We start from the raw sequence: 19,655 nt of genomic DNA, 5'->3' as shown, positions 1-19,655 counted from the left end.
CCCATGAGAAAACATCTTCTTTCGCTCTCTATTTTAGCGTCTTGTTTGTCAGCGTGCCAGCCTGCAGGCAACACAATCGTTACAGTACCAGCTTCTCCAGAAGACAATTCAAAAAAGGGAAATCAACAGATTCAATCTGATCCGCTATTAGATTATCTACTTGATACCTCCTATTTACCGCTGAAAACAAAATCATTTATTGCATCACTTTCGGATGAAAAGCCTAGTTTTCATAAATTAACTTCGAACACGGCTGATCTCATTAAGGCCCAAGAAGCCTACGTAAGCGAACAAAAGAAAATAGAGAGTGATTTAAACATTCTAAATTCCTCAAAGGACGGGCTTGATTATCTTCTTACCGCAAGCGCAGCCGGCGCCACCATAATGGGTGTCACTGTTCCTGCGGCCATTGCCATAGAAGTTACGAATAAAGCCCTAAATCAAGCTCTTGAATATGGCATTGGCGAAATGGAAAAGAAAGCGCAGGAAGAGGCCTCAAAAGTCTTAGTTGAAAAACTGCGCAGTCTTTCTGCAAAAGAACTCAAAGAGTTCAACGCGCTAAAACATCTCAGCCCTGACCAAGCCCTCGTCAAAGCTGAAAGCATGGTCAACAATTGGATCTCTGAAAAAGACCTTAACACCTTACCAACGGCCGAACGAGCTGAAGCGCGCTCCATTATATCTAGCTGGACGGCACGAACAGCAATTGCAAAGTTAGCTGAGCACCAGTCCGCTTTTGAAATCATGCAAAAAGATCTATCTTCGGACTTAAACTCCGCGAAAACTGAATTACTTGCCCTTGGCAAAAGTTTAAAAATATTTGCAGTTGAGACGCGATCAACTTTAAGAAAAATAATAAAAAGCCAAGATGTCATATCCCAAGGGTTAAATCAGATTAACTCTGCGGTGAACAAGCAATCTCATAAAATTGAGGAAGTGGCTGATGACGTCGTTTTTTTGAAAACTTTTGCATTCTCACGTATGACTGCGCGAGAACAACTTGCTTATTTAAAAAAGCAGAACCCCAATACTAACGAACGTGGAGAGTGGGATAAAAAAATTGCGCTTCTCGAAGAAAAAATAAACTTTGAAGAGAGTTATCAAAGTTACTTCAATGGTGTACAGAACTTAGTAACAATCGCTAAAAATTTGGGTGTTAATGGCAAAACGGTTCAAGATATTGCCGATGGTATTGAAAAAATAAATGCTATCAAATCAGGAATTGAAAGTATCGTTAACCAAAATTACCTCAGTGGAATAGCAACTCTTTCTGGTTTGTTAGGTGGCGGTGATAATGCTGAGGCCGCGAAACATCGCGCGATCATTGCGCGGTTGGACAGGGTGATCGATAATCAAAAGCTACTGTCAGAACAGGTTCAAATCAGCTTTAAAATACAAACAGAAATGCTTAGCAAGCTGTCAGCACAAATCCGAGAGTCGACAGAAGTTCTATACCTGAAAATGGATAAGATTCACAACGATGTTCTAGGAAACAGAGTTGTCCTTTCCAACCTTATGCAAAAAGGTTTAAAGTCTTGCGAGTTTGTATCGACTCAAATGCAAGAAAAAGGATTGCAAAAGGCTTTTCTAAGTACATCTAATTTTAAAAGACATCTCGCAGACTGCTCAATGGAGTATGATAATCTTTTCCGTCAGAAAGACTATGACACTTATTTTTCCACTGCCCTTTATAAAACAACTCTTACAAAAGAAATTGTAGAAGCTGAAGAAGCTCTTTACGCTGATTCAATTGGATATATTTTAGAAAGATTTAAATTCGCAGACGGATATGCGCCTAGTATTTTACTTAAAAATCCTAGCGAAAATGCTTTTGGACTTATAAAAAAAATTACAGCTGAAGCTTCGAATGGATTAGGCATTAAAACAATTAACGAAGCTCAAAGTGAAATCGAACAGCTTAAACATCAGATTTTTACTCCTGCGGTACTCAAAAACGTACAAAAAATGATTTCCATTTTGCCCGCTATTAATATTTGGAATTCCAGATCAGCGGAAAGCTTCGCAAGTTCGGCAGACCTTTTAAATCTTAAAGAGAATGCAGGTTTTGAGGATATCGCTCTGATTGATTCAGCTCTTGAGCTCATCAATATTTCTCTTCAACAAGAATCTTTGCGTTCCGGCGACATGTTATTGCCTTTAATGTATGAAGAGTTTCCACAAATACAAAATGAAGAACAAAAATGTTATGGCGGATCTAAAATCTACGCGCGTTGCCTTCTTCAGCAAAATGCTCTCTTATTTAAGAACTTCATAACTTTTGCTTTATACAAAGAGTTCTACGATCAGCGCTTCTCTTTAGCGTCTTACAAACAGCAGCTTCGAATTCCAAACGATGTGAAGGGATTAAAAGTTCTTTTCAAAAACAATTGGAATATTCAGTGGAATTCGACGAAGAAGGTTTATGAAGCGAAGGTGGCTGGACAGACTATACAAATGCCTTCTGCAGAGGAAGCCACTGAAGCAAAGCTGATTTACTCTGACTCTATGTCGGCGCTTTTGCAGCTTCGCGACGACCTTATTCATATTAAAGCCGAAATGAATATGAATGCCGTAATGAAAAAAAATGAGGCTTCGACGATTTATCGCTTGTTTATCAGGTAAGCAATAAAATGAAACTCACAAGGATCTTATTGCTTCTGTTTTAACCAGGAGAGGCTTTGTGAGGCATAGAAAGTCCTCTTAAGTAGTTCTTTTGCGTCAACCCATCCGTCATCATTGGCACGTTGCCAGGATTCTCCCCACGAATTTTGAACCTGAAGCACATCACGGCACTGATTCTTTTGATTACAAACTTTTCGGTATCCTTTGATAACAAGGGCATGCCCAAATTCACCACACGCTTCATTGGATTTCACCTTTAATGGTTCTTGCGCACAGAAACCTAAAGCGAGGGGTCGTTTTTGCCCTAGCACTTCTTTGATTTTGCTGATCATAGAGTCATAGGTCCCTTTTTTATTGCGCTCCGGAAAAGTTTCTATGTCCCAGTCGCCTTGAAGAGCAAATTGATTTTTTAAATCCAAACAATCATCCGGAATCAGAAGACGATCTAAAAAATTTCCGTATGTATCTTGAGCAAATGCCTCTAGGATCTCTTCATTCGAAGCTTTTAACTTATATTCTTTTTTAAACTGATCTGCTTTTGCCGTTGCGTACTCGAGACCACAGCCAGCACATTCTTTCACTTTCTTTTTGTAAGCCTTGAATGAATTTTCCAGCTTAGTCCACATAGCGAGTTCTAGCTTCTGCGCTTCCACGGCGTCTGGTACTTTATTTGCGACTTGATCAAAAGGAGCACATGACTCTTTTACCAAGTATCTCGAGTTTATGGCGTTATAAAGCGCCATCTGCTCGCTTCCACCAATATCAAGTCCCTCATAATTATAGCGATCCGTGATGTCTGCATTTTCCGGAAGATTTTTTGAGAAGCGCGCCATATCCAAGGGAGAAACCTTTTCTTGATCGGGCACGCTTGCACAATCCATTGTTTTTTTCGCAGCACAATTGGCTTCGTCAAAAAGGGTTGCCGCCACAAACGCGTAACAGAGTCCTATTGAATCTTGAGATCTGACCCGGGGCATATTGGCGATTTGTATCTGAGAATTTGCCACGACTTTATATTCACTACTTATCGGAATTAATCCGTAATTACTGCCAAAGGACGCGCTGGAAAATAATGTGACTAATACGAATACAATCCGTCGCACGATCGGCCTTTCGACTATTTGATTACATTTGGCGGGTAGTGCGCCTTATATAAATCCCATGCATCCACCATTGAGCCGTCATCAAAAACGCAAAAGTCATATTGGTTGTTACTTTGGTCCTTAAGAACTCTATTTTTTGCGCCCGCATCCCAACAGTAATTAGCGCCCGGATTTCCTACAAATGGAGCTTTTGTTGGCTGGATTTTAAAAGGCTTACTCTTTACAGCCGTCAAAGCTTTGCAATTTTTCTTCGTTACACAAACATCGTTAACTCTGACCTGATCGACTTTCTGAGTCTTCACTTGGGTGTAAGCATTGTTAACGTAATAACGAAGAGTCATTTCGGAGTTTGCAGCAAATGCAAGATGCGAGAGTACAGAAAAAAGATAAATCAACACAACGGCTCCTATTTTTTATCTGCGAAATAACCCAACACTTGGGGGCTTACTTTGATGCTCGAGATGAGGGTATCGGCATCAACCCATCCGCCATCATTCTGATCCTGCCAAGACTTACCCCAACTGTTGACGACTCTTAAAGATTCCCTACATTTTCCCGCCTGATTACAGATCTGGCGATACCCTGAAATCACGACGGCATGACTATTTTGCGGTTTACAGTTTTGAGCAGACTCTGCTCCTACACAAAGAGCACCTAAAGACAAAGGTCTTCCCGTTTTTAAAACTTCTTTAATTTTCCCTTTAAACTTATCTGGAGAAAAAGCGTCTTTTAGTTTTTTTGGATCCTTTTCGTCTTCAGGATAAAATTTATATTCAAGACTATCAGCATTTTCCATGAATGCTAATTGGGTAGCCCTTCTGCATTTATTGGCCCCTAGCAGTTGGTCTAAAAACTTTTCGTAACTATCTTCCCCGAATGCCTTTAATATTTCTTCGTTTGAAGTCGTGAGGCTAAGATTTTCATCAATATCGCTTTTGGCCGTTGCATAGATATCGGAAAGACAGTCGGCACATTTCTTGTTTTTTTGATAGTTAAGATAGTGCTTCTTCATTCTTTCCCACATCGCGGCCTGCGCTTCGATGGTTTCTCCTCTGGAATTCATTTTGCTCAGAACTTTGTCCAAAGAGATACACGCTTCATTAGCCGTTTCTTGTACCACAAGGCCCGCGATAATAGCTGCATTGTGTGGATCACCTCCGGATTCAGTATTTAAGCCCGCATACGAAGAACGCAAGCGCGCCTCCTCTGGCTTAATATTTCCCGAATCCTTAATCCGGGCTATATCAAGAGGCGAGAACAGTTCTTCATCCGGTAACTTCGAACAATCTTTTCTCAAAACCCTGCAATATTCCGCTTGTAATTGAGTTGCCGCCACGAACGCATAACATATCCCAAGTCCATCCTGAGATGCGACCCTCGGCATATTTTTAATTTCAAGCTCACCAGTCACCTTCGAGTAAGATTTATCAATAATTGAAAAGGCACGGATGGAGGGAAGTGAATAGGCAAAATGACCACCAAACAATAAAACAATGATGATAAGTATCTTCATTATTTTATTGTGATTTGGATAACGTACTTTGAAAAGAACCTCGGTTTATGTTGGACCGAAGCCTAGTTTGATTCCGGACCTAAATCTCGTCTAATTTATTTACATAAAATCCGATAAATCTTTGGATGAAGAGTTTCGTCGTATTCTTTTTGCTATTTTATTCTTCAATGAGCTCAGCGAGCTCAATATCACCATTTTTTTCCACTCAGCAAAAAATGACGTCCTTTTCTCTATTAGACGCAGACTACGAAGACACTCGCATCGATACAAACTTAGATAAGAAACTAGAATATTGGAAAATTCAAAAGGGCGGTCTCATCATAGAAAGATATGATCTTGCCGAAGGGATTTATTACCATATTCGAAAGATTCAGGGCGCACGAGTTCAGGAACGCGTGGTTTTGGAAGAAAACGGGAACCTCTATCTTATCTATTCCCAGAATAGACGACAGGAAATATATAATTTTTCTGAAAATGGAAGACTTTGTACCACAAACCATAAAAGTGAGTGGGAAAAAATTCTTAAAACTTTCAGCGAAATTTCTGATTCAAATTTTAAAAAAACTGTAGAGAAATCTATTGCAAACTCTTGTTATGAAATCGACGAGAAAGGGTCTTTTGCAAGCACCCTCGAGTCGGCCGTGCGGGATATTTTCAGAGCACCCAAAGACGATAAAAAGAACTCATTCTTAAGTTGCGTCGAGGGAGATACCGTCAAGAAGATGTTCGTTGAAAAATTCGGCGAAAAAAATGGTCCGATTGAGCACGAAAAAGCCGTTATCGGCTTCAAAAACTCCATTATACAGATTCAAGAGGCAACTAAGCCTATTTTTACTTGTAAGAAAAAAGGTAACGACGCTTCCACGCCGGCAATGCAAACAGCCGAAAATGGTCTGATCCAAATCAATATGGATCCGGCTGAGACCGGAGCAGTTATAAGCCGTTTACGGCAGCAACTGGTCCACGAGTCGCTCCATCGTTCTTCTGTAAAGGATGAAGCTCTTACCAATCAAATTGGTGCGCTTTGCAACGCAGAGAAAGTTCGAATTATTAATAAAGACGCTCTTGAAATGAGAACATCTCTTGCGAACGCCAATCAAACGCGTTCCTGGTCAATGCTTCCAGATAAAAACATTATTAAAAAAGGCGCCGACGACGCAGCGAAAGAGAATAAACAAGTCATCGCCAAGGAAGATGCGGAAGCTCCGCCTCAGCCAGCGAAAGATGCTTCGCCTGCGGATATGAATCGTTTGGCAGATGCTCGTGGCAAACAGGAAGCCAAAGAGACAAGTACAGCGCAAACAAGCGGTGTCGTTCGTATGGCGGAAAAGGTTTTGGGATCGACTCCAGCTAACGCGGCAGAGCCTGGTCCTACAAATTCTTTAGCTGACAACAGGTCTGGAGCAAGTGTTCCAAGTGGATCTTATTACGCAGGTCCTTCGAGCGCACCAAGCAGCTCTTCTGCATCTTCTGAAAGCTCGTCAAGTTCGTCTTCCTCATCCTATGATGTCGCGACGTCATCCAGTTCTTCAAGTTCGGATTTGTCCTCTCGATCTTCACGTTCATCATCTGCACCGCGCGCTCCAGCAAGCGATTATAAAATGGATACTGAAGTTGTCGTAGGATCGAAAGTGGCTGCTGCAAAAAATCTTGGCAACATGCGCTCTAAAGAATTACAGCAAGGTGAATACATCAAAGAAGAAATTACGGTCGGCGGCGGATTCTCCGGGGGCGGCGTTGCAAACTCACGTCCCTCTGCTCCGTCAGATCAGCAACCGCAACGAGCTCCCGCGGCCGTTACGCCTCCTGCAGGTGCGAGACCTAGCACTCCAACAACTCCGTCGGGCAGTCGTGAAGTCGGTGGTAGCGGCGGGGGATTTAACCCAGGCTTCAGCTCTGCACCAGGTAGCCCCGGAAATGCAGGCGGTGGCTCTGGCGGTTCCATTCCGACGGTCCAACCATCCGCGAGCGGCGCTACACCACCTCAAAAATCGGCAGCAGGCACGGCACAAAGAAATGTCGCAAATACAACGACACCTAGCCGCGACGAAGTCGTTTCTTTCTTCTCTCGCGGATCTTATGAGAATGCCCGAGCGAAACTGAAGGATCAGACTTTTATCAATACGTTGAAACAAAACAAAGTCACCGTCTATGACCTCGGCGGAAATGAATATGGAGCTGAAAAAGGCGATGTGATTTTTGTCGACCAAGGAGATCGCTTTGTTCGGCAAAAATAAGAAATCTCTTTTACTCCTTATCATGGTTTTCTTTTGGATCGGTTATGTTTCTATCTCGGCCTACCAGTTTTATGGGCAATCCAACAAGCTTGCCGATGCTGAAATCGCTTCCAGAAAAGAGAATCTCAACTATATCTTACAAAGTTCGATCGGAGCTTTGGTTCAAGAACATTCAGAAAGTCTAAAAGATCGTCTATCACAGGCACGAAAGCTCGGACTGATTGATTTTTACATTCTTCAGAAAGGTGATGAGGTTGTCTTTTTTGAAAACAACTCCGGCGACGTCAACGACCTCAATCACAACTATCAAAGATTCAATGAATTTCGCGAGTCCAATGGACTGACTTACAAGACGATCAAAGTCATTGATTACAGACTCACAGCTGGGACGGCTTCTGATCGCAACAGCATTATTTGGAAATCGTTTCTCGTTATTCTTCCTCTCTTGATAAAAGATATTGCAATGGTTTCTCTAATGCTGGGAGTGATTTGCTATCTTCTTCTCAGAGACATTATGAACCTTAGCAAAGTTCTTGCTAGCCGCACTCGTGACGGCATGGAGCAAATCAAAACCAATTCAGCGGAAGCGGAGACTCTCTTACAAGCATCCATGGGTCTTGAAGGCGAGCGCGTTCGTTTGGAGAATCTTAGCGAAACTTATGGAGAAACCGTCGGACCTGCCATTCGTTACGAATTGCAAAGCGGGAGACAAGCTCCTTACAGTTTTCCTGCGACTCTTTGCCGTGTGGACCTCAATGGTTATACGCAGATGTTTTTGGAAAAAGACGACAAGTATCTCACAACGATTCTTAATCAATACTTCGCCAAAGCCCGCGAGGTGATTCAACGCTACGACGGTTTGATTTATCAATTTGTTGGTGACGAGATTGTTTTCCTCTTCAAAGACGAAATGGCTCCAGATCTTTCTTCTGAATCGCTTGCCGTCGCCTGTATTCGCGACTTGTTTTACGAAGCCACTGTGATAGAACAAAGTCTTCCACCTGAAGCAAATCACTATTTCAAACTTAAGGGTTCCTTCGCCAAAGGCACAATGCGTTTCATTCAGTTGGATGAAGGCCATGCCATGAGCGGGTTGCCATTGATCGAATCTGTTCGCCTGCTTTCTTTGGTTGACGATAAAACTCACCAGGTGCTGACATTCTTCCAAGAAGCGGCAATCAGTGCCGACGGATTAGCCTTTATCTTTGACCGTAAGACAAACCAATTAAAAGGTTTTAAAGAAGAATCTCTTCTGTGTCGCACTCGAGACTTTAATTCTATCGAATGGGTTTTCGAGGCGGAAATGTGGGATCGTCTGGCTTATTTTAGATCCGACGCACACACGGCCTTTGTTCTGAAAAAAGTACGCTTGATGGCAGTCACTCGCCGAGATGATGACATCGTTCGCATTCTCCACGCTTTGAAATATCATAGTTTTGAAAACACGACACCGGAAATGGTTGCGGAAGCAGAAACGACTTTGAACTCTTTCCTGCGCGGGGAAGAGGAAGGACTTCTCAGCACCAAAGCTCTTTCTGCCGTCGTCACTCTTATCGGACGAATTATTCCACAGAGTCTGTGGACGGCATCTTTACAAAGTTCCATCGAAATACTTTTGGAGCACAAAGATCCTCGTGTTCAGGCGAACGCAATCGTTGTTCTTGGAAAATACGGTTATCCCGCACGCAAAATTTGGGAGAATATGTTTTCTCAAAACAACCGCGTGGCAGCAGATACGATTGTCGAGGTGGCCAAGCAGCAGCTTAACGCCGACGTGTGGGACGCTCTCCACAGACTTCTCAACAGTCCTCACCCAAGCAGTCAGCGCTCGGGCGAGTACGCACTCAATACCATTTTGAATTATTATAAAGAAACGGATCCGGTTTATTTAAAAACAAATCCGATTTTAACAAAGATGCAGACCTTCACATCGCGAAAGTCTGCTTAAAATCACCTTGTTTGAGTCTAGTGCTGCGCTCTTTTAAGTTTTTGGAGCTTGCTTGAAATCCACGGCCAAATAATTGGAATCAAAGATACACCGATCACGCCAAAGATCACGATGTGGAAGTTCTTCTTAACAACAGGAAGATTTCCAAAGAAATGCCCCGCGAGAACGAAGATGAAAACCCATGCAACCGCGCCAATCACATTGTACGCCAAAAACTTTCTATAATTCATGGCTCCAATTCCAGCAACAAACGGAGCAAATGTACGAACGATCGGAGCAAAACGAGCGGCTACAATCGTAAAAGCTCCCCATCTTTCATAAAATGCATGTGTCTGATCAAGATACTCTTTTTTAAAGAAGCGCGAATTACTTTCGAAGACTTTGGGACCGACGTACTTACCAATGTGGTAGTTAACGGTATCTCCCAAAATGCCTGCAATCGTTAAGCTCGATAAAAGAATCCAAAGGTTTAATCCATTTTCTACGGTTGTAAATGCACCCAAGGCAAACAACAAAGAATCACCTGGCAAGAACGGAGTCACAACAAGGCCCGTTTCTGCAAAGATGATAAGGAATAAAATCACATACAACCACGGACCAAAGTAAGCGATCCATTCGGGAATGTGTTGATCAAGATGCAGGATAATATCGACGATTTCCATCATAGGCTTCCTAGAATCTTTGTAAAAACTCGGAAGCGCAAGCGAGAAGTTATGTTGTTTATCGGTGGACCTCGACTAAAAACTCTAAGCGTGCGTAAATACAAGGGAAGTTTCTTCTTCGTCATTTGAAAAACAAAACTGAATTCAGCACTCTTTAATTAAATCCAAGGGGTGCTGTCATGAGTGAACAACTTAAGTCCGAAATCGTTTCTCCTGAAGCAGCAGCGTTTCTCATTTCCTTACACGAAAAATTCGATAATCTGCGACAAAACTTACTTATTCAAAGAAGAACTCAAGCAGAAAGATTTGCCGAGGGTCATCGACCGGATTTCCTTCCACATACGGAAGAAATACGCAGATCCGAGTGGCAAGTTGCAGAAGCTCCACATGATCTCCGTGATCGCCGTGTCGAGATCACCGGTCCCGCCGAACCAAAAATGATGATCAACGCCCTCAACTCTGGAGCCCGCGTTTTCATGGCGGATCTTGAGGATTCCCTTTCGCCCAGTTGGACAAATATTTTAACGGCCCAAAAAGCATTGCAACATGCAGTCAGAAGAACACTCGTACACAGTGCCGAAGATAAAATATACAAACTCAATGAAAAGACTGCGACGTTGGTTGTTCGTCCTCGCGGATTACATCTCGACGAGAAGAATTTCCTGATTCGCGGCGAGCCCATTTCGGCATCCCTTTTTGATTTTGGACTTTATTTCTTCCACAACGCTACGGAGCTTCTGCGCCGGGGTACAGGTCCTTATTTTTATCTTCCTAAACTTGAGAATCATGAAGAGGCGGCCTGGTGGAATGACGTTTTCAATTTTGCTCAAGACCGCTTGCAAATTCCACGCGGAACTATCCGCGCGACGGTCCTGATTGAAACAATCACCGCGGCTTTTGAAATGGAAGAGATTCTTTACGCCTTAAAAGATCACGCCGCCGGACTCAATGCTGGAAGATGGGACTATATTTTCAGTCTTATAAAAAAGTTTCATGCACACGAAGAGTTTCTTACGCCCGATCGCTCTTCGATTACGATGAGCACTCCTTTTATGGATGCTTACTGCCGCTTGCTTGTGCAAACATGCCACCGTCGTCAAGCACATGCCATTGGCGGTATGGCCGCGTTCATTCCGAATCGCCGCGATCCAGAACTCACGCAGAACGCATTTAAAAAAGTTGCAGAAGATAAAAAAAGAGAGGCGCGCATTGGCTTCGACGGCACGTGGGTCGCTCACCCGGATCTTATTCCTGTTGCTGAAGAAGAGCTCACTCGTGTTCTAAAGGATAATCCCCATCAAATGCACGCCATGCCTCCTATCGCGATTCGCAGCGAAGACCTGTTAAATCTTCCCTCCGCGAAAAATCAAATCACGGAGCAGGGAGTGCGCACAAATATCAACATCAGTTTGATGTATATAGATCGCTGGCTCACTGGAACGGGTGCTGCAGCTCTTCATAATATGATGGAAGACGTCGCTACGGCTGAAATTTCCCGCAGTCAATTGTGGCAATGGCTTCATCACCGAGTACACCTTTCCAACGGCCGCGTTTTCACACCTGAATACTACCGCGAGCTTCTGCAGGAAGAAGTCATTAAACTTATTCCGCACAGACTCCCTTGCTTGGATGAAGCCGTTGAGCTTCTTAACTCCCTCGTGCTGTCTAAACAATTCCACGAGTTTATGACCATCAGCGCTTACGAAATTTTAAATCAAACATATCTTAAAGGAGCCGCTCATGATTTTAAACAAGGACCTTCAGTCTCGCCAGCTTAATGAGACGTGGAAAACAGATGAACGTTGGAAAGGAATCCAAAGAAATTATTCTGCGGAGGACGTCGTTCGACTGCGCACAACCATTCCGATTAAACACACGATCGCGGATTTGGGTTCTAGAAAACTTTGGAAATCTTTGAACGGCGAAGGCTATCTAAATACCTTCGGCGCGATGACTGGAGCCCAAGCCGTACAAATGGTGAAGGCAGGTTTGAAATCAATTTATCTTAGCGGTTGGCAGGTTGCCGCCGACGCCAATCTTTCCGGAAGCACGTATCCTGATCAAAGTCTTTACCCCTGCAACTCCGTGCCGACTCTTGTGCGCAGAATTAATAATGCTTTCATGCGCGCGGATCAAATCGCGAATCAATCCAACGAGGATGTTAAAGGTCTTGATTGGTATGCTCCTATTATTGCCGATGCGGAAGCGGGGTTCGGCGGACCATTGCATGCCTTCGAACTTATGAAAGCGATGATTGAAGCCGGCGCGTCTGGCGTTCACTTTGAGGATCAGCTCGCAGCTGAAAAAAAATGCGGGCATCTCGCTGGAAAAGTTTTAGTTCCGACAAGTTCATTCACACGTACGCTGCAAGCTGCTCGTCTTGCTTCGGATGTTTTAGACGTGCCGACTGTGATTGTCGCCCGCACAGATGCCTTAAGCGCGACTCTCATGACTTCAGATATCGATCCGGCCGATAAAAAATTTCTTACCGGCGAAAGAACTCCCGAAGGATATTATGTCATCAAAGGCGGCATCGAGCATGCGATCGCTCGCGCTTTAGCTTACGCTCCTTGGGCGGATGTTCTATGGTTTGAAACTTCCAAACCAGATATGAAGGAGGCCGAACTCTTTGCCCGTGAGATTCACAAAAAGTATCCGGGAAAAATTCTCGCTTACAATTGCTCCCCTTCGTTCAATTGGAAAATGCATTTGAACGACGATGACATCGCAGATTTCCAAGCGCGCTTAGGTTCACTGGGATACAAATTTCAATTCATCACGTTGGCGGGATGGCATCTTGTTAATTACTACACTTTTGATTTGGCTCATCGCTACGCCGAAGAAGGCATGACCGCGTATGTGGACCTACAGGATAAAGAATTCGCAGCCGCGCAACACGGCTACACGGCCGTCAAACACCAAGCGGAGGTTGGCACCGGTTACTTCGATCAAGTGTTACAAACTGTCATGGACGGCAAAGCTTCCACGGGTGCGTTGAAGGGCTCCACAGAAGAACAGTTTGCGGCCGCAAAAAAACAATCCGTAGTTCAACCTGCTCGAAGATAGTTTAAAGGAGTTAAAATGAAAAAAGCCGCTTCAAAGCGGCTTTTTTAAATGGCGGAGAGTGAGGGATTCGAACCCTCGAGGCCCGCGAAGGCCTGCCAGTTTTCAAGACTGGTGTATTCAACCACTCTACCAACTCTCCGTCGACCGTTTTATGGGTTTTGACGAGAGACTTCAAGCAGTTGTTAAGCTTAACGCATTGTAGCCAGAAAAAACAAGCAGGCACCTTTTTTAGCGGATTTCGGTTTTGCCGCCCATGTAGCTTTGCAGAGCTTTTGGGATTGCGACAGAGCCGTCTTCGCGTTGGTAGTTTTCTAGTATAGCCACCAAGGTTCTGCCTACTGCGAGGGCAGAGCCGTTCAATGTATGAACAAACTGAGGTTTTCCTCCAGCCGTGCGGAAACGGATGTTTGCACGACGGGCTTGGAAATCCTCAAAGTTCGAACATGAGCTGATCTCGCGGTAAGCATTCTGTCCCGGAAGCCATACTTCCAAATCATAAGTTTTTGCGGATCCAAAACCCATATCACCTGTGCACAGAAGCATGCGACGGAATGGAAGCTCCAAGTTGATCAAAACTTGTTCCGCATGAGACGTCAAAGCCTCGTGAACTTCATAAGATTTATCCGGATGACAGAACGTCATCAACTCCACTTTGTCGAACTGATGCTGGCGGATCAAACCTTTCGTGTCTCGGCCTGCACTTCCTGCTTCAGAGCGGAAGCATGGAGAGTAAGCACAGAAACTCTTCGGAAGATCTTTTTCATCCAAAATCTCATTGTTGAAGTAGTTCGTCACAGGCACTTCAGCCGTTGGAATCAAATAAAGATCAGACCCTTCCAAGTGGAAAACGTCTTCTTTAAATTTCGGGAAATTCCCCGTGCCGAGCAAGCTATTACTATTCACCATGAACGGCGGAATCATCTCTGTATAGCCATGCTTGGCAGAGTGCAAATCCATCATAAGTTGGATCAATGCGCGCTCCATCTGAGCGGCAGCACCTTTCAAGAAGGCGAAACGCGTTCCTGTTGTTTTGCCGGCTCTTTCAAAGTCGATGATATTCAAAGCTTCGCCGAGCTCCCAGTGTTCTTTCGCTTTAAAAGAAAACTTTGTCGGAGTTCCAACGACTTTGATTTCTTTATTTTCGTCAGCAGAAGCTCCCACGGGAACAGACGCATTGGGCTTGTTCGGAATGATCAGCGCCAAGTTCGTCACCTGTTGATCTGCCTCCGCAGCTTTCGCTTCCAATTCTTTCACTTGAGATTTTAACGTATCCACTTCGGCTAAAATCGCAGACGCGTCTTTGCCTTCGCGCTTAAGCTTGCCAATTTCGCCGCTCAATTTATTTTGATTCGCCTTTGCGGTCTCAGCTTGAGTGATCAACTCTTTACGCTTTTTATTAAGCTCCATAATTTGATCAAGAACGTCTGTCGAGGCACCACGATTGATCAACCCTTGCTTGTATTCATCGAAGTAAGATGGTCCGCTCTCTGCTTTTCTCTCAAGAAGTTTAATATCAATCATGTTCAACGTCCTTTACTAAAAAATCCCATTCGCCCGGCCGTTACGGGGCCACCAATATATACATTCTAAGAAGCATCACTACAAGAACGCAGATCAGATCAAAGATCAAAATTTGCGCAATACTCCAGCTCGCCAACATTTTCATGATCACGCCTAAAACCACCACAATCACAAAAAGAAGAGCAAAAGTTCCATAGTCCATCAACTCTTGACCAATAAAGCCCAAGGTCATTCCAAGAAGGACGCCTGTGATAAAACGCAAAGTAATATGAAATAAAGACAGAGCCGATGATTTGGCTCCTTCTTGTGCGCTTGAAGCCAACCCTCTCATTTTGTCGCCGATTCCCATGGCTAAATTCCTCCGATGCCTTCCTTAGTTGCCGAGCCGTAAAATTTTGTTTTCTATTTCAGCACGATCCAGAGCGTTTGGCGAGAGGCCTAAATATTTATTATAAGCCTGCGCCGCAGAACGGGTGTCACCCTTCAGTTCATAGATAGCGCCTTGCTCCCGGTAAATTTCAGCGAAACCACTTTCGCGCGCCGCCGCCAACGCCAACATGTCTTCAGCGACATCCAGCGAGCCTGATTGGCGATAACATGTGGCCGATTTTACATAAATATCCGCACCTTGAGGGCGCAGCTTCATCGCATGCGAATACTCCGCCGCACATTCCGCATATTGTTTTCGAGCTGTATAAACTTCCGCCGCAAGAATGTACGAATCCGCCACATTAGGATTCAATTTCTTTTCTGATTTCGAAGCCTCGAGCGCCGTTGCAAAATCCCCGGAAGAAAACGCCGCTTTACCAATGTAGTAGTAGGTACGCGGGTAGTTGCCATTGAGTCTTTGCACACGCTTAAACTGCTGGATCGCCTCTTCAAACCGACTGGTCTCTAAGTATAACTTACCGGCTTGAAACAAAGCTTCTCCATCAGTGGGATCAAGAACCGCCGCACTTAAGAAAGCCTTCAAAGCTTTGTCATTCAGGCCCAGAGCTTTTTCACTCTCGCCCAATCCCAGCCAGCCTTTTTTGCTTTTTGGATCGGCCTCGACAACTTTTTCGTAAATTTCTTTCGCCTGACTATAGCGGTCTTCAGATTTGTAAACTTCCGCCAAGGCAATGCGATAATCCAAAGTGTAAGAGAATCGTTTGATCAGCTCATTGAGATAATTAATCCCTGAGTCCACGCCATTTGTTTGCGCAAGCATCTTGGCATAAGTAATTTGTGCTTCCGGATTGGTTGCATCAATCTCAACAGCTTTGGTCGCGTATCGAATCGCATCTTTCGCGGCATTTTCTTTACGTTCAATTTCTTTTTTATTAATTGGCATAATCGAGCGCGCCAGCAAACCATTGGCTTTTGAAAGAAGAATAAACGTTTCGATATCCCCGTCATAAACTTTCGCCGCACGCATGGCATAGTTGATGGTGCCCACCATGTTATTCTTTCGGAATTCGAGCATTGCAAGACCGCGCAAAACTTCATAGTTGTTCGGTGCGATTCTTGTGGCATTCGTAAGAACCTGAAGAGCTCCCACAAAATCAAAACGCTGTGACATGTAATCAGCTTGCAAAACGTAAGCGGAAACTAACTTCGGCTCTGCTTTAATTGCTTTATTCAGCCACTCGATAGCTTCGAAACTTTGATTCAACTGCCACAAACATTTCGCCGCCTTCATGGCCGCCGTTCCGTTTTTAGGATCGACTTCAAAAGCAGCTTTGAACTCTGCCTGTGCTGCCAAAAAGTCGCCTTGGCGCACATACTGATCCCCGAGGTAAAGAAGCTCGTTGTTCTGACCTTTTTCACCTTTGATCTTATCCGAACCGCCCAAACGAACAACAAGCTGACGGATCTCGTTGTTATTCGGGTTCAAAGAGAAACCTTTTTGAGCAGCGTCTAATGCACGACTTTTTTCTCCGCGCAGAACATAAATCTCTGCAAGGATGGCGTATCCATCAGCTTCCACAAGTTGGCTAAGGCGACCCTTGGACTCCAGGGCCGTGCTGAGGTAACTATAGGCCGAGTCCGTTTTCTTAAAACCGCGATACTCGATAATCCCCAGCAGAATCTTAGCTTCTTTGTGTTTCGCATTTTTAGAAATGACGTTTTTTAAAACTCCCGCAGCGGAAGTGAACTCACCTTGTTCCAAATAAACTTTAGCCAAAGAAACTTGCGGATGAAGCCACTTTTCCCAAAGTTGCACGGCTTTTTCATAGTAAGGAGAAGCGTTGTTGAAATCTCTTTCCCCAACCAGAAGCTCCGCCTTGAAGTCGTACAAAACGGGAAGCAAAGAAAAAGGTTCATTGCTTTCCAGAGTTGTCTCAACAACACCTTTCGCTTCTTTGTAACGGCCCGTGGTCATGAGCTTCACGGCCTCGCACACTTGACCGAAAGGGCTAATAACATTCAATGCCCGCGTTTGCTGAGTTGCCGTCGCAATCGTCTTAACGTCTTGTGCATCTTGAACAGCAAAAGGCCAAAGCTCTTTGTATACCACACACAAAAGCGCACGCACTTCGATATTCATCGGCGCGCCTTCGACAATGGAAACGAGTTTGTTTTGCGCTTGGATATAAGACTCAAACGTATCCTGCTCCATTGCGAACAATGCTTCGTTGAGTTTTTCTTTTACCTGTTGATCGTTCAGCGTCGCGCCTGATTTTCCCGGGGCCAGCAAATGAATTTTAGAACCATCGGCCGGACCGGAGTCCCACAGCAAAAACACGCCGATCACAATCGCAACGGCGAGAATAATTGCCGGCATTTTTAGAGATTTGGCGATCTCGCCTTTCTCCATGTTTTTCAAATTAGAAAGCTCAATGACAGAGTCCGATTTTTTATCGTTCGAGGTGACGCTTTGAAAAGGAACCTTCGCCGGCGGCACATACGCTGGTGTATCGTAAACGTCGACTTTTTGTTTCGGTTTTTCTACACGCAAATTTGCGAAGCTCTCGGGGTTCGGAGCTTGCGGCGGCGGTGGATTTTGTTTTTGTGCACGGGGAGGCTGTATGATGACAGTCTCTGCTTCCATCTTCTGCGCTTTTTTTGGATCAACATCGACGACACCTTCAAGAGCTTCAAGAAGCTTGTCGTAAAAGGCAGGTTCTTTGGAAATAAGAGACCACTGGCCATCGGGAAGTTTAGAGATCATCTCTTGACCAGAAAAGACCCCCTCACCAATCATGCGAAGAATGGCTTCTGTGGAATACGGTCCTTTAACCTGACCATTCCGCGTTTTAACAACCCAAGTGACCTGAATACGTGACATAGACACCTAATAATACTGAGCTTTTTGACAAAGGACTATGGCCTCGGAGGCTAGCTTTCTTATCCTGTGCTTTGGTCTAAGAAAATGGTTCCAGAATAGAACCTCCGACCCATTATGGAATTACCCCTGGTTCCGAATTGAGTGTGGTACTTTCTAAATTCGTGCCTCAAATCGAATTTACACGGTTTTGAGCAGTGTCTCAAACTGGCACAGGCTTTGCTTTAATAGAAACCGTTAGTTGTTATTTTGGGGAGTACGTCAGTGATTCGTAACGCTTTGATTGCAGTCTACATCTTGGTTGTTTTAGCGATTTCAGCAGTCGCTCGTGCAGGAGTTCTTCCTAGCAATTTCCAAGGCGAAGAGCAAACAGCAGCGGAACTTCAAAACTACAACTTCAAAACACACGTTGGTGAAATCGTGGCTTTGGCTGATGGGTCGCTTGTGTTGGCGATGGAAGATCAGCAAACATTCTTCGTATTGAAGTCACAAATGGATCTAACACCTTATGTTGGTTTCAAAGTTATGATTAGCGGTATTGAACTTGAACATCAGCTTGCTCCCAACTTCGAGCTTGAAACTGTGGACCCCCTCCCTGGTTTCGGTTCTGGGAACAAATCGGTCGTCTTCTTTGTGTTCGGTATCAGCGAGGTTAGATAATAGCCTCTTGATCATTGGGTCTCAGCCCCATCCCCTCCGCGGGCTGAGACTTTTCTTTTTTTCTCTTAAAAAGGCCTACGGACCCCCTCCATGTAGGCCTTTTTCTTTTTTGCCCTCGCGGTCTTCATGATCTACTCTTGATGAATGAAAAACTGCCTCTTTATTATTCTGACAATTCTTGGATCTGTTGCATCCGCCGCCAAATTTAGCATCACGATGGATGACTTCAATATTCACGAAGAAACTCTCTTGAATGCTACCGAAAGAAATAAACGGATTCTTGGCACTCTCAAAAAGCACAGAACCAAAGCGGCGTTGTTCGTTGCCTGCAAACACTTGCAAACGGAAGCCGACCGAAAATTATTGCGTGAGTGGAATCCCGCAGGACACTTCCTTGGTAACCATACAACAAACCATCGCAAGTTCGGTGCAAACGTAACCGCCGATGAAGAAATTAAAGATATCCAGTCTTGCGAGGAACAACTCAAGGCCGAAAAAGGATTTGAAAAGATCTTCCGCTATCCTATGTTAGCCGAAGGCGATACTCCCGAAAAAAGAGATGCGGTTCGCGACTGGCTCAAAAAAAATGATTACCGCTTTGGTCATGTCACTATTGATGCATCTGACTGGTATATCGATCAAAGACTTCGCGAAAAGATCAAATCGGATCCGAGCTTCGATCTGAGCAAGTTTAAAGACTTTTATCTTCAGCACATGTGGGATCGCGCTCAATACTACAATGATTTGTCAAAAAAAGTTTTAGGTAGAGAAGTGAAGCACACGATCTTAGTTCACTATAACCTATTGAATGCTCTCTTTCTTGATGATCTTATAACGATGTTCAAACATAAAGGCTGGAAGATTGTCGACGCAAAGAAAGCTTTTCAAGATCCTGTCTTCCAGATGCTTCCGAAAAGCATGCCGTCGGGACAAAGTATTTTGTGGGGACTTGCTAAGGAAAGCGGGCGATATGAAAACATCCTTCGTTATCCGGGTGAAAACGACACTTATGAAAAAGAAAAAATGGATGCTCTAGGATTATAGATAGAGATAAA

At 44.2% G+C, this 19,655-nt stretch carries 14 protein-coding genes and 1 tRNA gene; 7 read left to right on the top strand and 8 right to left on the bottom strand.

All coding sequences use genetic code 11. The features are described from left to right. The first annotated feature begins 3 nt into the window (after positions 1–3). Positions 4–2,622 (top strand): hypothetical protein, encoded by a 2,619-nt coding sequence (locus tag QJS83_RS08320; RefSeq protein WP_284608722.1) that lies wholly within the window; start codon positions 4–6, stop codon positions 2,620–2,622. A gap of 26 nt (positions 2,623–2,648) precedes the next feature. Here the strand turns inward: QJS83_RS08320 and QJS83_RS08315 are convergent, their stop codons facing one another. The 3 genes from QJS83_RS08315 to QJS83_RS08305 all read right to left on the bottom strand — a co-directional run bounded on the left by QJS83_RS08315 (position 2,649) and on the right by QJS83_RS08305 (position 5,238). Continuing rightward, positions 2,649–3,629 (bottom strand): C1 family peptidase, encoded by a 981-nt coding sequence (locus QJS83_RS08315; RefSeq protein WP_284608721.1) that lies wholly within the window; start codon positions 3,627–3,629, stop codon positions 2,649–2,651. A 110-nt stretch (positions 3,630–3,739) separates the two neighbouring features. Further along, positions 3,740–4,123, bottom strand: coding sequence for a DUF333 domain-containing protein (locus QJS83_RS08310; RefSeq protein ID WP_284608719.1), 384 nt, complete (start codon positions 4,121–4,123; stop codon positions 3,740–3,742). A gap of 8 nt (positions 4,124–4,131) precedes the next feature. Further along, positions 4,132–5,238 (bottom strand): C1 family peptidase, encoded by a 1,107-nt coding sequence (locus QJS83_RS08305; protein ID WP_284608718.1) that lies wholly within the window; start codon positions 5,236–5,238, stop codon positions 4,132–4,134. A gap of 215 nt (positions 5,239–5,453) precedes the next feature. Between QJS83_RS08305 and QJS83_RS08300 the strand changes: the two genes are divergently transcribed. Continuing rightward, positions 5,454–7,475 (top strand): hypothetical protein, encoded by a 2,022-nt coding sequence (locus QJS83_RS08300; protein WP_284608717.1) that lies wholly within the window; start codon positions 5,454–5,456, stop codon positions 7,473–7,475. Between the two features lie 22 nt (positions 7,476–7,497). After that, entirely contained in the window at positions 7,498–9,423 is a 1,926-nt protein-coding gene (locus QJS83_RS08295) for an adenylate cyclase (protein WP_284608716.1), read from the top strand. Positions 9,424–9,440: 17 nt separating this feature from the next. Here the strand turns inward: QJS83_RS08295 and QJS83_RS08290 are convergent, their stop codons facing one another. Beyond that, entirely contained in the window at positions 9,441–10,085 is a 645-nt protein-coding gene (locus QJS83_RS08290) for a DedA family protein (RefSeq protein WP_350159287.1), read from the bottom strand. Between the two features lie 179 nt (positions 10,086–10,264). On the opposite strand from QJS83_RS08290, the gene aceB reads away from it, so the two are divergent. Both aceB and aceA read left to right on the top strand, forming a co-directional pair. Further along, positions 10,265–11,863 (top strand): malate synthase A, encoded by a 1,599-nt coding sequence (gene aceB / locus QJS83_RS08285; protein WP_284608714.1) that lies wholly within the window; start codon positions 10,265–10,267, stop codon positions 11,861–11,863. After that, positions 11,826–13,151, top strand: a complete 1,326-nt coding sequence (aceA, locus tag QJS83_RS08280; protein ID WP_284608713.1) for an isocitrate lyase — start codon at positions 11,826–11,828, stop codon at positions 13,149–13,151. Before aceB ends, aceA begins: the two co-directional genes overlap by 38 nt. Positions 13,152–13,200: 49 nt before the next feature. Here the strand turns inward: aceA and QJS83_RS08275 are convergent. The 4 genes from QJS83_RS08275 to QJS83_RS08260 form a co-directional block, all read right to left on the bottom strand. Beyond that, positions 13,201–13,290 (bottom strand) — tRNA-Ser (locus QJS83_RS08275). Between the two features lie 89 nt (positions 13,291–13,379). After that, positions 13,380–14,672, bottom strand: coding sequence for a serine--tRNA ligase (gene serS / locus QJS83_RS08270; protein WP_284608712.1), 1,293 nt, complete (start codon positions 14,670–14,672; stop codon positions 13,380–13,382). Between the two features lie 40 nt (positions 14,673–14,712). Further along, a complete protein-coding gene (locus QJS83_RS08265; protein ID WP_284608711.1) occupies positions 14,713–15,021 on the bottom strand; it encodes a hypothetical protein in 309 nt (102 codons plus the stop codon). A gap of 24 nt (positions 15,022–15,045) precedes the next feature. Further along, complete coding sequence (locus QJS83_RS08260; RefSeq protein ID WP_284608710.1) at positions 15,046–17,943, bottom strand: tetratricopeptide repeat protein; 2,898 nt, start codon at positions 17,941–17,943, stop codon at positions 15,046–15,048. A 261-nt stretch (positions 17,944–18,204) separates the two neighbouring features. Between QJS83_RS08260 and QJS83_RS08255 the strand changes: the two genes are divergently transcribed. Both QJS83_RS08255 and QJS83_RS08250 read left to right on the top strand, forming a co-directional pair. Further along, positions 18,205–18,600: a hypothetical protein gene (locus QJS83_RS08255; RefSeq protein ID WP_284608709.1), complete on the top strand. Its 396-nt coding sequence runs from the start codon at positions 18,205–18,207 to the stop codon at positions 18,598–18,600. Between the two features lie 144 nt (positions 18,601–18,744). After that, positions 18,745–19,644, top strand: coding sequence for a polysaccharide deacetylase family protein (locus QJS83_RS08250; RefSeq protein ID WP_284608708.1), 900 nt, complete (start codon positions 18,745–18,747; stop codon positions 19,642–19,644). The last annotated feature ends 11 nt before the right edge of the window (positions 19,645–19,655 follow it).

It is taken from the genome of Bdellovibrio sp. 22V, assembly GCF_030169785.1.
Lineage (GTDB): Bacteria > Bdellovibrionota > Bdellovibrionia > Bdellovibrionales > Bdellovibrionaceae > Bdellovibrio.
The sequence above is the reverse complement of the archived record's forward strand: the minus strand, read 5'-3'. Positions and strand labels throughout refer to the sequence as shown.

Bases quoted from the DNA above. Each gene is read 5' to 3' on its own strand.
- QJS83_RS08320 (WP_284608722.1), top strand. From the start codon at position 4: ATGAGAAAACATCTTCTTTCGCTCTCTATTTTAGCGTCTTGTTTGTCA.
- QJS83_RS08305 (WP_284608718.1), bottom strand. From the start codon at position 5,238: ATGAAGATACTTATCATCATTGTTTTATTGTTTGGTGGTCATTTTGCC.
- QJS83_RS08300 (WP_284608717.1), top strand. From the start codon at position 5,454: ATGACGTCCTTTTCTCTATTAGACGCAGACTACGAAGACACTCGCATC.
- QJS83_RS08295 (WP_284608716.1), top strand. From the start codon at position 7,498: ATGGTTTTCTTTTGGATCGGTTATGTTTCTATCTCGGCCTACCAGTTT.
- QJS83_RS08290 (WP_350159287.1), bottom strand. From the start codon at position 10,085: ATGGAAATCGTCGATATTATCCTGCATCTTGATCAACACATTCCCGAA.
- aceB (WP_284608714.1), top strand. From the start codon at position 10,265: ATGAGTGAACAACTTAAGTCCGAAATCGTTTCTCCTGAAGCAGCAGCG.
- aceA (WP_284608713.1), top strand. From the start codon at position 11,826: ATGATTTTAAACAAGGACCTTCAGTCTCGCCAGCTTAATGAGACGTGG.
- serS (WP_284608712.1), bottom strand. From the start codon at position 14,672: ATGATTGATATTAAACTTCTTGAGAGAAAAGCAGAGAGCGGACCATCT.
- QJS83_RS08265 (WP_284608711.1), bottom strand. From the start codon at position 15,021: ATGGGAATCGGCGACAAAATGAGAGGGTTGGCTTCAAGCGCACAAGAA.
- QJS83_RS08260 (WP_284608710.1), bottom strand. From the start codon at position 17,943: ATGTCACGTATTCAGGTCACTTGGGTTGTTAAAACGCGGAATGGTCAG.
- QJS83_RS08250 (WP_284608708.1), top strand. From the start codon at position 18,745: ATGAAAAACTGCCTCTTTATTATTCTGACAATTCTTGGATCTGTTGCA.